This is a genomic window from Terribacillus saccharophilus (assembly GCF_046592895.1).
Classification (GTDB): Bacteria; Bacillota; Bacilli; order Bacillales; family Amphibacillaceae; genus Terribacillus; species Terribacillus saccharophilus_D.
Window position 1 is genome coordinate 281,231 of record NZ_JAWVPU010000004.1, and the last position, 14,657, is coordinate 295,887.

At 42.5% G+C, this 14,657-nt stretch carries 14 protein-coding genes; 4 read left to right on the plus strand and 10 right to left on the minus strand.

Features of this window, described 5'->3' with window-relative positions:
- Nucleotides 1–68: 68 nt before the first annotated feature.
- On the plus strand, nucleotides 69–917 hold the full coding sequence (locus tag SFC66_RS14195; RefSeq protein WP_411219394.1) for a YitT family protein: 849 nt from the start codon (nucleotides 69–71) through the stop codon (nucleotides 915–917).
- 152 nt (nucleotides 918–1,069) lie between these two features.
- Nucleotides 1,070–2,080, plus strand: coding sequence for an STAS domain-containing protein (locus tag SFC66_RS14200; protein ID WP_411219395.1), 1,011 nt, complete (start codon nucleotides 1,070–1,072; stop codon nucleotides 2,078–2,080).
- A gap of 17 nt (nucleotides 2,081–2,097) precedes the next feature.
- Here the strand turns inward: SFC66_RS14200 and SFC66_RS14205 are convergent, their stop codons facing one another.
- The 8 genes from SFC66_RS14205 to SFC66_RS14240 all read right to left on the minus strand — a co-directional run bounded on the left by SFC66_RS14205 (nucleotide 2,098) and on the right by SFC66_RS14240 (nucleotide 9,789).
- A complete protein-coding gene (locus SFC66_RS14205; protein WP_411219396.1) occupies nucleotides 2,098–2,571 on the minus strand; it encodes a GNAT family N-acetyltransferase in 474 nt (157 codons plus the stop codon).
- A 2-nt stretch (nucleotides 2,572–2,573) separates the two neighbouring features.
- Nucleotides 2,574–2,735, minus strand: a complete 162-nt coding sequence (locus SFC66_RS14210; protein WP_411219397.1) for a hypothetical protein — start codon at nucleotides 2,733–2,735, stop codon at nucleotides 2,574–2,576.
- A gap of 166 nt (nucleotides 2,736–2,901) precedes the next feature.
- Nucleotides 2,902–3,186 carry an LPXTG cell wall anchor domain-containing protein gene (locus tag SFC66_RS14215; RefSeq protein ID WP_411219398.1) on the minus strand — a complete coding sequence of 95 codons (285 nt, stop codon included), beginning with the start codon at nucleotides 3,184–3,186 and terminating at the stop codon, nucleotides 2,902–2,904.
- A gap of 84 nt (nucleotides 3,187–3,270) precedes the next feature.
- Complete coding sequence (locus SFC66_RS14220) at nucleotides 3,271–3,849, minus strand: hypothetical protein (RefSeq protein WP_411219399.1); 579 nt, start codon at nucleotides 3,847–3,849, stop codon at nucleotides 3,271–3,273.
- A gap of 169 nt (nucleotides 3,850–4,018) precedes the next feature.
- The gene (gene celB, locus SFC66_RS14225; protein WP_411219400.1) at nucleotides 4,019–5,329 is read right to left on the minus strand and encodes a PTS cellobiose transporter subunit IIC; all 1,311 of its coding nucleotides are present in this window, start codon (nucleotides 5,327–5,329) and stop codon (nucleotides 4,019–4,021) included.
- 940 nt (nucleotides 5,330–6,269) lie between these two features.
- Entirely contained in the window at nucleotides 6,270–6,569 is a 300-nt protein-coding gene (locus tag SFC66_RS14230; RefSeq protein WP_411219401.1) for a DUF3784 domain-containing protein, read from the minus strand.
- Between the two features lie 130 nt (nucleotides 6,570–6,699).
- Nucleotides 6,700–7,464 carry a GTP pyrophosphokinase gene (locus tag SFC66_RS14235; protein WP_411219402.1) on the minus strand — a complete coding sequence of 255 codons (765 nt, stop codon included), beginning with the start codon at nucleotides 7,462–7,464 and terminating at the stop codon, nucleotides 6,700–6,702.
- Between the two features lie 144 nt (nucleotides 7,465–7,608).
- Nucleotides 7,609–9,789 carry an MMPL family transporter gene (locus SFC66_RS14240; RefSeq protein ID WP_411219450.1) on the minus strand — a complete coding sequence of 727 codons (2,181 nt, stop codon included), beginning with the start codon at nucleotides 9,787–9,789 and terminating at the stop codon, nucleotides 7,609–7,611.
- Between the two features lie 249 nt (nucleotides 9,790–10,038).
- Between SFC66_RS14240 and SFC66_RS14245 the strand changes: the two genes are divergently transcribed.
- Nucleotides 10,039–10,533, plus strand: a complete 495-nt coding sequence (locus SFC66_RS14245; protein ID WP_411219403.1) for a TetR/AcrR family transcriptional regulator — start codon at nucleotides 10,039–10,041, stop codon at nucleotides 10,531–10,533.
- A gap of 160 nt (nucleotides 10,534–10,693) precedes the next feature.
- Nucleotides 10,694–12,160, plus strand: a complete 1,467-nt coding sequence (pdxR, locus tag SFC66_RS14250) for a MocR-like pyridoxine biosynthesis transcription factor PdxR (RefSeq protein ID WP_486388643.1) — start codon at nucleotides 10,694–10,696, stop codon at nucleotides 12,158–12,160.
- Nucleotides 12,161–12,344: 184 nt separating this feature from the next.
- On the opposite strand, the gene SFC66_RS14255 is transcribed toward pdxR, so the two are convergent.
- Nucleotides 12,345–13,328: a 2-hydroxyacid dehydrogenase gene (locus SFC66_RS14255; protein ID WP_411219405.1), complete on the minus strand. Its 984-nt coding sequence runs from the start codon at nucleotides 13,326–13,328 to the stop codon at nucleotides 12,345–12,347.
- A 22-nt stretch (nucleotides 13,329–13,350) separates the two neighbouring features.
- On the minus strand, nucleotides 13,351–14,652 hold the full coding sequence (locus SFC66_RS14260; RefSeq protein ID WP_411219406.1) for an Nramp family divalent metal transporter: 1,302 nt from the start codon (nucleotides 14,650–14,652) through the stop codon (nucleotides 13,351–13,353).
- Nucleotides 14,653–14,657: the final 5 nt, after the last annotated feature.

Consider the following 14,657-nt stretch of genomic DNA (forward strand, 5'->3'; position numbering starts at 1 on the left):
CTATTATGCAGTATGTTATAATCTCGTGGTCTATCAGAGAAAAATGACTACTAAAAGGGGGTTATCAGATGAAACAGACGAAGCAGCATTTCCTCAAAGACCTGGTATTCCTGATCGCTGGTTCTTTCCTATTTGCTTTGGCAGTGAATATATTCGCCATCCCGAGTGAACTCGGCGAAGGCGGTGTGACCGGTGTCACCATCATCTTGTTTTATGCTCTCGGTTGGGCTCCGAGTATCATGAACCTGATATTGAATGGGGTTTTGCTCATCATAGGATATCGTTTCCTCGATAAGCAAACTGTTTTTTATACCATCATTGTCGTCATACTCAATTCCATTTTCCTTCATATAACAGAAAGCTGGGAAATCGCTTCAGATCAAGTCTTGGTAAACGCTGTTTTCGGCGGGGTCTTTGCTGGTGTCGGCATCGGCCTGGTGTTGAAAGTCGGCGGAACAACAGCAGGAACGGCAATACTTGCTCGTCTGGCGAATAAGTATTTGGATTGGAAAACAAGTTTCGCATTGCTGTTCTTTGATTTGATCGTCGTTGCAGCATCATGGTTCATCATCGGCACGGAAAAGCTGCTGATCACGGTGATCATGCTATATATCGCCACCAAAGTGATGGAGTTCGTGATCGAAGGATTGAATCCGAAGAAAGCTGTGTTCATCATATCCAATCAAAAGGATACGATTGCAAAAACCATCTCCACCCAGCTCGACAGAGGCGTCACATTGCTGGAAGGCCGCGGCTATTATACGCAAAATCAAAAAGAGATATTATATGTTGTCATCAGTAAGCAAGAACTTCTTCCTTTGAAAAAAATCGTCCGTTCCATCGATACCAAGGCATTTATTACACTGTACGATGTCAGGGATGTATTTGGGGAAGGATTCATGGATATTACTAAATGATAGAAAAGCGTACCCATCGATAGCTGGGTACGCTTCTTGCTTTTCGTTATACAACACCGGGACAATGTATTTGCATACGACTGGCATTGTGCCTTGAGAAAAACTATAATGAAATTGGACGATAAAATGGACGAAGAAGGAGTACGGAATCATTGGACAAGATAGAGATCGGCGGCCTTCAGTTCGGCTGGGAACTGGATAAAGGCAGGTTCATATATGAGAGTGAAGATGCAGTATTGTTTTGGATTTCCAGTGCCATGAAAGAATTCTTTGATACGATAGAAGAAATATCAGGAGAAGAAGTTTCCAATCTTGTATTCGAAACGACTGGATATCGGCAAGGGGTCGTGGTAGGTCAGTACTTCCAGAACAAACCGAATGTCGGTCTTCAGCAGGCAGCTGAATTGATCACGAATACATATGCTTCAGCAGGTTGGGGCAGAACGAAAATCACGAATCTCGATGCCGAGAAACATACACTGACTGCAGAATTGATTGACAGCTGGGAGCATAAGATCAATGTGGAACAAGGTAAAACAGAAGGCGGATGCTTTCTGCCTGCCCACTATGCAGGTATCTTCAGCGGTATGTTCGGGACGAATATATGGTATAAAGTAGAACATTATCAATTGGAAGGCTATGAAAGCACCATCATCCATTACTTTCCATCCGAGATTACCGTGGCAAATAATATCCATCAGCTGGCCCGGAAAAAGGAATCGCAGCAGATCATGGAATTAGAAGCACTTGTCGAGGATAAAACCAGGGAATTGAAGACGCTTGTGCGTGATTTATCTTCACCCATCATTCCTGTGCTTGATCATGTCGTAGTTGTCCCGTTAATTGGGAAATACGATGAAGAACGCTCTGAGGAACTCCTTTTCAAAACACTGGAGAATTTGCCGGCACACCAAGCAAGATACTTACTGCTTGATTTGACAGGACTGGATAAAGAAATCAGCCAATACACGGCAACCCTGATCAGCAAAGTGGGTTCTGCTGCATCCATGATCGGCACGAAAACATTGCTTGTCGGAATTTCACCAGAGCTTGGTCTGCAAATCACCAGCTCGGGCATCTCACTAGCTGCATTCGATTGTTTCCAGACGCTGCAGCATGGCATTTACTATGCTTTAGGGCAAATGGGCAAACAGATCATATAATGAGAACCCCCTCCGCTTCATGCGGAGGGGTTCTTTACTTTCATTATCATTCGTACAAACGGATAAGCAGCTCCATTTGTGAACTGATTGAATCGCTCGGTCTCACGGAAACCGACTCGTTCATAAACGGTGATTGCCCGCTGATTGAAAGCAGCCACTGCAAGTGATATCGTCGTCGGCTGATACATGTCCTGCACTGCTTTCACTAAAAAGGCAACAAAACCCTGTCCAATCCCTCGACCTGTCAAATCGGGCCGGATACCGAATCCTATTTGAGCATCTGCTTCCACAATATCCACAGATAAAAAGCCGATTAACTCTTCCTTCTGCTTCACAGCGAAAATCTTATCTTCACGTTCTCTTGGATCGAGGAACAAAGCCAGATCTTCTTCATCTTGATCCATATCATAGAAACGATATTCGCCTTCATATTTCCATGTGTATGCTATCGACTCTGCCTCACTTTGCGATAAAGCAACAATTTCATACATGGTCATTCCCTCAATTTTCGCGCAGCTTGCCATTCTGACATGACAGCCTGCTGCCGTTTTCGATTATATGATTTGAAGATAAAATACACACTTGTCATAATCCCTGTTAAAAGAAGGAGAATCAATGCAAGGATCGCAACAGTATAAAATGATATCGCAGTCATGGACTTTTGACTCCTTTTAATAGTTTAATTTCATTATAGTTTGAAAGCGGACTGCAATCCAAGTACAACTTTAGGCAAGCATCTTCTCTTACCCTTGCCGTATGATGGTCAGCTTGACATGATTTTAAATGCAAACAAAAACCCCGGCTAGTAGCCGGGGTTACTATCATTCATTCACTTTCTTTTCCGCACGTTTGATTTCTTCTTCAGTCGGCGTGATGGTGTTTGCCACCCATTCCTCACGATAAGCATGATCCAAGGCACTCAAGCCTTTTTCAACATCATCTTTGTTAGCATCCGGGCTCAGCTGCTTATCTTCCCGTTCTTTCTCCTGCAAATTCGATCCTGTTACATCTGTATCGTTCTTTTTACGTTTCAAATAAGAAAAGGTACCTGCTGCGGCCAGTGCTACTGTTCCTCCTGCAATCAAACCAATATTCGTTTTTTTCATATTGTTACTTCCCTCCACTCATTTGTGTTGATTCAGTAACGCTCTGATTATATATTCCTTGTTTACGCTTTCTTGAAACTTTTTTTACGCTTCCTGCTTCAGCTCAAACTCTACAAGATTTTCACCCAAGACACTTAGCGTGATATGGTTATCGCTCATATTGATATAGCCGTATTTAGAACTTGAGGTATCAGTGATGCTTTGCCTGAGGTTTCCTGGGACTTTACGTTCCCCATTTTTATAGCATGTGTAAATATGATCGATTGTCACATCCGATATATGCAAGACATTCTTTAAATAATAAACCGCCACAGTATTGAACTTGATGTTGGAGTTCACTTCATATCTTTCCAGGAAATCACGAAACGGCTCAACACCGCTTTTACCAAGTAAGTCCAGATCTTTCACCATGCTATAGGAGTCTTTATTGCGCCGAATCGGACGTTTCTTGATGGATTGAACCCGATTGGTGTCTATGACAGAAATATGCTGCACAGCTTCAGGCTCCGGATCTTCCGCAGCTGCCACTTCATAAACCTGTTCACCAAGATAGCTCTTCACCATGATATCGAACACTTTACTCTGGAGATTTTCCGGAAACTTCTGTATTACGGTCGAAATTCGTTCCATTTCTGCTACTAATTCCTCATAAGACGTCGACATGATTCCCCTCCTACAGTCTTTTTCTATTTCTTTCTCGATGATGCGCAATAACTCCTGCAAGAATTTCAATTTTTCTATATTGAAAGATTCTCTTCATTAACATTCCACTATCCCTATCTTTTCACACCTTCTTAAAAGGAAGCCTTTCTATGTAAAAAGAAGAGCAAAATCATTGCTCTTCTCCTCCTGCTTCTTCGGCTGCTTTCTGTTTATCCCAAAGCCTGAAGAAAGGATAATAAATGAGAAACGACAACATAAGGATGACAACTTGTAAAATGGCTCCCGAGATACTGCCGGTTATCAAATATCCCTGTAATATAGGCGGCATGGTCCAAGGAGGCACGATACCGATCGGTTTGGCGACGATACCCCAGTCCATGGCGAGGTACGTAATCACAACAGAGATCAGAGGCGTCAGTATGAAAGGTACAATCAAAAGCGGATTCATGACAATCGGCATCCCGAACAGCACAGGTTCATTGATATTGAAAATACCCGGCCCGATACTCAGCCTTCCCAGCTGCTTCATCTGCTGACTTTTCGCGAATAACAGCATAGCCAGCACCAAACCTAATGTCGTTCCCGATCCTCCAATAAAAACGATATCATTGATTTCATTCGTAACGATATGCTGCACAGGCTCCCCAAGTTCAAATGATTTGGCGTTCTCCGCTGTGAGCGTAAGCCAGATTGGACCTGTTACAGCTCCGACAATCGTAGCGCCATGCAAACCGGTACTCCACAGCAAAGTGATCAATAAGAAAATGATAATTGTACCTGTGAGAGTTGTTCCAATGGAAGTGAGCGGTTTTTGCAGCAGTACTGTAATGACATTATGAATGCTGCCGAATGAACCGACGTTCTCCACAAGCAAACGTATGACCCAGATGGCGATGATGGCAAAAAATCCTGGAATCAAAGCTGTAAAGGATCGGGCAACGGCAGGCGGCACACCGTCCGGCAGCTTGATGACTAGATTGCGCTGCACGATCAGTCGGTATATCTCGGTGCATAGCAGGGCAATCAGCATCCCGACAAACAGACCTTTACTCGTGAACATGGCAGTTTGATAAGCTGTTTCTGTAATGGCAGCTCCTTCTGGTGTCTTGCCGATTATATACGTAACATAAGGTGTACCGACGAAAAAAGCAGATAAAGATACTGCACCAGCCGCAAGTGGATCGACTTTATACGACTCAGCTAAACGGTACCCGATGCCAAAGACAGCAATCAATGTCATCAATTCGAATGTCCCACGGTATGGATAGAGCAAACTCTCCTTCAACTGAGGCCTTTCTGCAAGAAAGTCCATATACGACTGAATCGGGAAATTAGCCAGAATCAGAAAGAACGAGCCGATGATGATCAGCGGCATCGATAAAATAAGTCCATCACGAAGTGCATTCAAATGTCGCTGCTGGGCAACCTTTGCAGCAGCCGGCATTACCTTCTCCTCCAGGAACTGATTCACTTTACTCATGACTGTACCCCCTTAGCGGATTTACAGCAGTATATGTAAGCGTTTTCATTTAGATGTGGCTTTTTGAGCCCAATTATCTTGTGATTACTTTAATCTGTTCATTAGCCGCAATGGCATTATGAGCCACATATTCTTCACCAAGCTGATCGAAGAATTGTTAAGATGATTCGTTTACTTCTACGCAGATAGTGGGAAAATCATCGTCCGCCGACCTTCCCCACCTTAATCACTAGTTGCAAAGAATAAACTTAATCACACTTTATAGGATTTCTCCTACTTGACCGTCTCACGTGATGCTGATGACAATGAGCTACTATCAATTCACCTATCGAAACTAGCCAGGAATTTACTTGCCTCACCACTAAACTTCCACGACACACCAAATTTATCAATCAGCATGCCGAAACTCGCCGACCATGGAACAGATGATAAGGGCATCATGACAGTACCCATCTTCCGAAATCCCTTTCATGAATTTATAAATTGAATAGCTGATAACATGACTTTCATATTGCTTTGATCCATACCATCATCATGCTACCAAAAGATGATTATTCGCCTTTTTTTCTTGTTCGTCTTCAATAGAATAAAAGTTATAGCCATCATAAAACTGACATCCTAACTCAATGAAATACGTTTCTGCTGCTGACCATTTTTGAGACATTTCCAACAGTCTTTCAAAATCTATATCATGCTGCGAAAAGGCTTCTGTTATCTCAGGTTTTCTGTTGCGGCAGCCATATAAGCAAACACTTTGTGCTGCTTATTATCATGCCCAACATTCAATCTATTAACGATATCCTGGTATATTAATCCATGTAAATCACTCTTGATACATTAATGTTTTCCTCCTAAATAGTTTTCACTAACTTCCTTGAATGTTCCATATACTTACTCATAAGTGTTCAGTGTGTACCATTTCTAAATCTTTGAATTAACATTATTTATCAACTAACGTTTTATTTACATAAATCAAAATGACAAGATTAGCAATAATTACAAAGTGAATTGTATTCACAGTCCACCACCAAGGAAGCATAAAGGGGACTAGGATTAAGATTGTTCCACACATTAAATTAGAAGAACTTACAATGTCTATGAGTTTTTGCTTATTTCTTTGTGACATCCGTTGGTGATTATATCCTCTAAGCAGATGTAATTTTTTCTTTACTGCTAGCAAAAATGCTATGACAATTAAAATTATACCTATTAAAACAGAGATTATTTCAATTTGTATCATATTAATCACCTCTAGCTTAATCTTTTATTTTGAAACGGATTTTCATTACCCTATTGAATTCTATATCCAATCCAAAACAACAAAAACCGTTCATCATCAGGCTGAACGGTTCTCTGCTTCATTTTACATTTTATTTCAATTTCTTAGGTTTCTCAATAAGCTGCTGAAGTATTCCTTGCATGAACTTGTCCCGTGTCGCAGTCATGCTGCTTACATCGAATACTTCATCCAGTTGTGCGTTTTCCCTTTCGTCCTTAAGCTCTTTTACTTCGTTATGAATCGATTCCATCTTTTCATCCAGCGCTGCTGCCGAATCTGTTGCTGCCTTCAATTCGTCCGCCAGCCGGCTCGGTATCTCTTTATCATATTTATAGTATATTTTATGCTCCAGGCTGGCCCAGAAATCCATCGCTATTGTCCTGATCTGGATTTCCACACAAACACTTTCTTCCCTGTCAGATAAGAATACTGGTACTTTCACGATTAAATGTAAGCTTTGATAACCGTTCGGTTTTGGATTTTTTATGTAATCCTTCCGCTCCACAAGCTCAATATCCTTTTGTTTCTCAATCATGTCGCTTAATGCATAAATGTCGGACTTGAAAGAACAAGTGATTCTAATACCAGCAATGTCCTTAACACTTTCCTTGATGCTCTCCAATGAAAAATCGATATTCTTTTTATAGACTTTCTTCAGTATGCTTTCCGGTGATTTTAATCGTGAATTGCAGTGTTCAATCGGATTATAGTCATGGATATAGGAAAATTCTTCTTTTAAGATATTGATTTTTGTATTCACTTCATCCAAAGCAAATTTATAAACAGCCGTAAATCTTGTCAATTCTGTTCTTAATTGTTTTAGCTGTGATAGATTCTCTTGTGTTAGTGATTGCATCTTGATTTCTCCTTCTGTCGATGACGGGACTTCAGCTTATGCTATCTTCTATTTTATCAGGTCCCCGCGCTTTACTCCTGTATGGAAATGATAATTATATGAAAAGGACGCTCTCATTAGAGAACGTCCTTTTCTTTACAGCTGCTAGACTGTCTTTCTTTCTTTTTCTTTCTCATGAAGGAGTGCTTCCCCTTCTACGTCTATGTTCGGTAGAATTTTGTCGAGCCATTTAGGCATATACCATGCCGCTTTGCCCATCAAGGACATGACAGCCGGCACAATCGTCATTCGAACAATGAAAGCGTCGAACAGGACACCGAATGTCAGTGCCATTCCGATTGATTTGATCATTGCATCAGGTGTCACCATGAAGCCGACGAATACCGACATCATGATCAAACCTGCTGCCACGACAACTTTACCGCTATCACGCATTCCAGCAAGTATCGCTTCTTTCGGATCCCTTGTCTGGGAATAAACTTCACGCATCCGGCTGACCAGGAATACTTCATAATCCATTGCCAGACCGAATAGGATACCGATCGCAATGATCGGCAGGAAGGCAAGGATCGGGCTTTCACCTGGGAATCCGAATAGATTGATCATATTGCCATCCTGTATGACGAATGTGACAAAACCTAATGTTGCCCCGATGGAAAGCAGGAATCCAAGAACTGCTTTAAGCGGCAGTAGGATGGATTTGAACACAAGGACAAGCAGGACATAAGCAAGTCCAACGATCAGCAATGCAAATATAGGCAATGCATCATTCAGTTTCTGCGCAATATCAATATTGACCGCAGCCGTACCTGTAACAAGCATATCCACATTGTCATTGGACATATCCCTGATTTCATTTACGATATCTTTTGTTTCCTGATCATTCGGTCCCGTCTCCGGTGTCACACTGATGATGAACACATCGCCAGCTTCATTCGGAATTGCCGGAGTGGCACTTTTCACATTGTCCAAATCCGTGATATCCTGACCGATTGTTTGCAGATCCTGCTGGATTTGCTCGGCACTTTCATCTTCATCGATTTCCGCGGCCACAATCAGTGTGGAATGGAAACCTACTCCGTAAGCATCTGCAAGAAGATCATATGCTTTACGCTCTGTTGTATCTTCTGCTTTTGCCGTTCCATCGTCTGGCAATCCTAAATTCATATGCGTGAACGGAATAGCGATGATCAAAAGAATCGCTACAGAAAGGAATGTGACAAGCCATGGTCGTCTTGTTACGAACTTGCCCCATTTATTTTTACTAGGCTTTCCTTCTTTTGTCCCTGTGACTTTCTTCAAGAAGCGGTTACCACCGGAAGGAGAAATTCTAGTTCCAAGCATACCAAGTATCGCAGGCAGCACTGTAATGGAGACAACTACAGACAACAAGATACTGATCGAAGCTGCCACACCCATCACTGTCAGGAACGGAATTCCAGTAACAGCAAGGCCTAGTAAACCAATAATAACCGTTATACCTGCAAATACGACCGCACTTCCTGAAGTTCCGACTGCAATAGCCACGGATTCCTTCACCCCATGCCCTTCAGCAAGCTGCTGTCTGTATCGTGTCATGATAAACAAGGCATAGTCGATTCCAACCGCAATTCCAAGCATCGCTGCCAACGTCAAGGATACATTTTGCATCTCGAAGAAATTGGAGCCGATCACGATTGTCAGCAAGCTGATTCCAAGTCCGATCAATGCAGATAGGATTGGCATACCCGCTGCCAGGAAACTAGTGAATGTGACTGCCAGCACTAGGAATGCTACGATGATACCGACAATTTCACCTGCACCCAGATGCATGCCGGAGAATTCGACATCACCAGTTAATTCCGTTTGGATTCCTGCATCGCGAGTATCTTCAGCCTTTTCCATTACATTGTCGATGGAAGTCTGTGATACTTCTGCCGCTTCATCCTTGAATGTGACTGTTCCATAACCAACGGTTTTATCTTCATTCAAGTTCTGAAGCTGAACCGGCGTTGCTACAGAGACTACGTCCGCATCATCTTCCTGAATGCTGTTTAACATATCGGTAATCTCTTTATTTATTTCTTCCGAATCAAGTGTATCGCCGTCCGAAGCTTTGAATACGACTTGTACCTGTGCTCCTGCCTCGGAATCAGGGAAAGCATCCCGCAGCAAATCATTTGCTTCTTCAGCAGGTGTGTTCGGGATACTCAAGTCTTCATTGAATGCTGTCCCCATTGAGACTGTTACTGCTGCTAAGGCTATAAGAAGCGCCAAGGCTCCGAAGACAACGCTCTTTTTGTAATTCACTGCCCATTTGCCTAGCTTATATAAAAGCTTTGCGATTTTAATCTCCTCCAATGTCAACTTGCTGATGAAAGTACATTCGCAGCAGCATTTGACATACATGCAGCGTTCTTATACACTTTCACCATCATTAAAGTTTACGTTTGTACTTACATTTGTAAGTATACTGGCGTATTAAAATCTTTCAATAATAATGTGATGAATTGAGCATAAAACGAACAGACTGAGGGGAAGTGTTAGTTTTTGAGGAAATCCAGACAAGATAGTTTGTATTCGCAGCAATATATCATGGAAGCTCTGAATCAATTACTGGAAGAAAGTGATTTAGAAGATATCACGATAACAGATATTTGCAAGAAAGCAGGCGTAGCCAGAGTAACGTTCTACAAGTATTATCATACAATTTATGATGTGATGACTGCTTCTGTGGAAATGCATGTAAAAAATGCTATTGAAAAACTCTCCAATTTAAATCCGCAAAGCAGCATACATGTCATGCTGACAGACATGATCGCAGAGCTGGCTGAGAGCCCCATGTCATTAAAACGGCAAATAAACTCCAATACGCATGGTGTTATTCTTGATTATTTCATCTATGCAGTGAGCCGACTTTCACAAGCCGATACAATTTTCAACAAAAAGCTAAAGCAGCCAGAGGTATTATTCATCGCTGGGGGCATGTTCAGCATCCTCACACATTGGTTAAAAAATGACTTGCAAGAGTCTCCAGAACAAATTGCTACTATGATAACAGAGGTCTTACCCAGTACAGTTTTAAAATAAGGTATTAGAAAAACGAGAATGGTTTTTGACCTTTCTCGTTTTTTTGTACATTACACATCTTAATGCCATTTTCACCTGCTCCATATCAGCATTACATCATGTGCTGTAAGTTTCATGCTATACTAGCATCATACTATAACACGCTATAACACATAGGAGCATGCAGATGATCACCATACATAAAAATGAAGCCATTCCGCTTTCCAAGCAAATATATGTATCCTTCGTGGATAAAATCCGTTCCGGCTTACTGACTGGCGGAACGAAGCTGCCCACCGTACGGCAGCTTTCCAAAGATCTTGAAGTCAGCCTTGTTACAGTCATGAAAGCTTATAAACAGCTTGAGGAAGATGGCTTTGTTGAATTGAGCAAAGGAAAAGGCACATATGTGAAGGCTCAGCAACAGTCGGAAACAATGCATACAGGCTCTGATTATGACTGGCAGCTGAGCATTCCGGATTATCTGCATCGTTCCCAATATGCACGTTTTCAAGATTCGGATGCAAGTTATCATTTTTCTTCTTCCATGATTGATCCGGCTCTGTTCCCGAATCAATACATGGATCAGCTGATTGCCCAAGTGTTCATGCAAAATCCGCGCATTCTTTCGCAATATGGAGGTATTCAAGGTGATTTATCTTTACGGGAGAAACTGTCGCAGAATCTGCAGAAAGCAAAAATAACCGCATCACCGGAAAACCTCCTGATCACAAGCGGTTCCCAGCAAGGCATCGACCTTGTCGCACGTACATTCGTCGGCCCTGGCGATGTCATCATCATGGAAGCACCGACTTATCCTGGAGCCATTGATGTCTTCCGCAGCCGAGGTGCAACCATTCTTACCGTTCCGGTTGATGAGGGCGGTATGCGCGTCGATATGCTTCATGCTTTATGCGAAAAACACAAACCAAAATTGATTTATACAACGCCCACTTTTCATAACCCGACTGGTACGATCATGCCGCTGCAACGCCGCAAAGTGCTGCTTGATATTGCAGAAAGCCACCATTGTTTGATTATGGAGGATGATCCGTTCAGCGATATTTACTTCGATCGCAAGCCGCCGCTTCCCATCAAGAGCATGGATAAAACTGGGCATGTCATCTACTTGAAGGGTCTGAGCAAAACAATTGCCCCTGGATGCCGTATCGGTCTTATCGCAGCATCTGGATCCATCTTCAAAAGGCTGTATGCGGCTAAAGCGAACAGCGACCTTGGCAGTCCGCTGCTTCCACAAAAGGTGATTCTGCCGCTTGTCGATTCCACTAAAATGGAACAGCATACAAAACGGCTTCGCACTGCCTTGAAGAGCCGTCGTGATGTAGTGTTGAAAGTCCTCAAAGAGCAGGCTCCCGCCGGTGTGACGTGGCTTAAGCCAAAAGGCGGCTTGAATGTTTGGATACAGCTACCGTCTTGGCTTGACAGCAATGATCTACTTTCTGAAGCAAACAAGCGGCATGTATCCTTTCTCACAGGCTCTGCTTGTTTTGCCATCGAAAATGAACACAGTACATTCCGTTTAAGCTATTCCTACGCCAATGAGAAATTGCTGGAAGAAGGTGTCCGGATTCTTTGTGATATCATGCAGGCGATGCAGCCGCCAAGTTCTTCCTCACCTACGTTTTGACATCATAAAAGCTAAAGAATCTAGTCATGATAAAAAGAGAGTAACCTATGAAGCAAATCATCTTAAATATCATGATCATTTGTTTTTACTGTTTTCCATTTTTCTATTTTCCATGTACCAAGTTTTATCTTACTAAAGAAAGCAGACTTCACCCAGCCGAGGCTGAAGTCTGCTTTCTTAGCGTTTACGCTTTACTACCAAAAACTTCACGATTGACAAGACTTGGTGGCGTTTCACCCTGAAGAGCAGCAATCACATTCGTAGCCGCCAAAACATCCATTTTTGTTCGGGTTTCCACCGTCGCTGATCCGATATGCGGCAGCGTTACGACATTTTCACAAGTTAATAACGGGTTATTATTTTCCACCGGCTCTGTTTCGAAAACATCCATACCTGCCGCTCGGATAGAACCGGATTGGAGCGCCTCATACAAATCATCTTCCCGAACTATTCCGCCTCTGGAGCCGACAATCAAGATGCCGGTTTTCTTCATTAAATCCAATTCCCGTTTGCCAATCGAATGCTTCGTTTCTTCTGTGAATGGAGACATCACGCACACATAATCCGATTTTGACAATAATTCATCCAGCTCACAATAACGGGCATCATATTCCTGTTCCGCTAATTCGTTCTTACTTCTATTATGATATAGAATTTCCATGTCGAAGCCGTGATGAGCCCGCTTGGCGATTGCACTGCCGATCCTTCCCATTCCGATGATGCCCAACACCTTATGATGCACGTCGATTCCGAACAGGCTTTCTTCTATCTTGTTTTCCCAGTTCCCGCGCTTCACATAATCATTCATTTGGGGAATTCGCCTGGCCGTGGCGAGCAGTAGGCTGAAAATCGTATCCGCAGTCGTATCAGTTAAAACATCAGGCGTATTGGTGGCATATATTTCGCGTTCATTGATATCACTTAAATTGAAATTATCGTAACCTACCGAAGTATTTGCAACTACTTTCAATTTCGTTGCTTTATCCAGCAGTTCTTTATCTATCTTTAAAGAAGAACCCATCAGCCCTTCCGCTTCACTAAGTTCACTCCAAAACTGCGGGTCGGCGGCATAATCAGGGCTTTCAAAAAAAACTGGCTCACATACTTTCCCTAACATTTCTTTCACTTCCGGTTTTACTTTTTTATACACGACTACTTTTGGCTTCATGTGTTCAAACTCCTTTCATCAATTAAAAGAATCCTATCAACAGCTGAATGGACGACCAGATTGCCAACAGCGTGGTCAAAACTAAAATGATATTTTCAAAGATATTATTCGTTTGATTGCCAAGGTATTTTTTCTGGTTGGAAAGAATGAGCAATCCGATCGATATTGCAGGTAAGGCAACGACATAGAGGACGTTTACAAATACCACCAGCGTCACGAATCCTGGCATACCTGGAAATGACCAAATCAGTGGTGTGACCAGGATAAACAAGCTCAGCCACTTATATCGTGGATCTGCATCTGCTTTTCCTTGATATTTTTCCTTCTTTGCCGGATTGATGACATGGAAGCAATCAATTGAAATCCTTGGGAAACCGACCGCATGCCCGATCACGCTGCTGTATAGAGCACCAAATGCCCCTAAATAAAACACGATGGAACCAAAGTAACCTAAGTGTATCTCCAGTGCTCTGGCAATATCGTCCAAACTGTTCACTTCAATATTATTCGGGCGCAGTATTTCTGCACCAACGACCCATACAGCAAGGTTAATGACGACCCCCATACAAACGGCGAATAATAAATCATTGCGCTGCAGCCGTTTATGTGCAGGCTTCGTCCAGCCACGTTCTTTTATGAAATAGCCGTATAGAAAATTCCCAAGTGATCCCGCTACTGCCCCAACAAGGGAAATTGCTACTAACAGCGTCCCGTAAGCACCAGTGTCCTCCGGCATACCAAATCCAACTGTTCCTTTTATTATCTCCGTTCCATCAGGCGTGGAATAAATGGCCAGCCCAACAAATGATAATGTCATGACACCTAGTAAAACCTTCATTACCAATTCTAGCTTATTATAAATATTCCTTCCTAAGATAAATAAACTGATGATAACCACACCGATGGACCACATGAGCGGAGTGCCTGCATTAAAGATCCACGCCAGCACTTCTCCTGAACCTTTAATCATGTATGCGTTTACAAGATGACCCATTATAATCGCAGCAAATCCGAAAAAATATGGATAGAATTTGTGTAATTTTCCAAAGCCTTCAATTATCGTTATTCCTGCTGTATTACACAAATCAAACCTCGCCATGATATTGACGATGACAAAACGGATCAGCAGTGCGAGCGCCAGCACCCACATAAGCGAATACCCGTAATGAGAACCTGCAACACTTGCATCGACCAAATCGCCTGCGCCGAGCCACGTCAAGACGACTACTATACCTGGACCATACGAACGGATTGTCTTCATAAGAGTCTGTTTTTCTGCCACCTGATTTGCCATATCCTCAGAATTACGGTTTTGATTATCCATATAGG

Coding starts and splice junctions, on each gene's coding strand:
- SFC66_RS14195 (WP_411219394.1), top strand. CDS start 69: ATGAAACAGACGAAGCAGCATTTCCTCAAAGACCTGGTATTCCTGATC.
- SFC66_RS14205 (WP_411219396.1), bottom strand. CDS start 2,571: ATGTATGAAATTGTTGCTTTATCGCAAAGTGAGGCAGAGTCGATAGCA.
- SFC66_RS14210 (WP_411219397.1), bottom strand. CDS start 2,735: ATGACTGCGATATCATTTTATACTGTTGCGATCCTTGCATTGATTCTC.
- SFC66_RS14215 (WP_411219398.1), bottom strand. CDS start 3,186: ATGAAAAAAACGAATATTGGTTTGATTGCAGGAGGAACAGTAGCACTG.
- SFC66_RS14220 (WP_411219399.1), bottom strand. CDS start 3,849: ATGTCGACGTCTTATGAGGAATTAGTAGCAGAAATGGAACGAATTTCG.
- celB (WP_411219400.1), bottom strand. CDS start 5,329: ATGAGTAAAGTGAATCAGTTCCTGGAGGAGAAGGTAATGCCGGCTGCT.
- SFC66_RS14230 (WP_411219401.1), bottom strand. CDS start 6,569: ATGATACAAATTGAAATAATCTCTGTTTTAATAGGTATAATTTTAATT.
- SFC66_RS14235 (WP_411219402.1), bottom strand. CDS start 7,464: ATGCAATCACTAACACAAGAGAATCTATCACAGCTAAAACAATTAAGA.
- SFC66_RS14245 (WP_411219403.1), top strand. CDS start 10,039: ATGGAAGCTCTGAATCAATTACTGGAAGAAAGTGATTTAGAAGATATC.
- pdxR (WP_486388643.1), top strand. CDS start 10,694: ATGCAGATGATCACCATACATAAAAATGAAGCCATTCCGCTTTCCAAG.
- SFC66_RS14255 (WP_411219405.1), bottom strand. CDS start 13,328: ATGAAGCCAAAAGTAGTCGTGTATAAAAAAGTAAAACCGGAAGTGAAA.
- SFC66_RS14260 (WP_411219406.1), bottom strand. CDS start 14,652: ATGGATAATCAAAACCGTAATTCTGAGGATATGGCAAATCAGGTGGCA.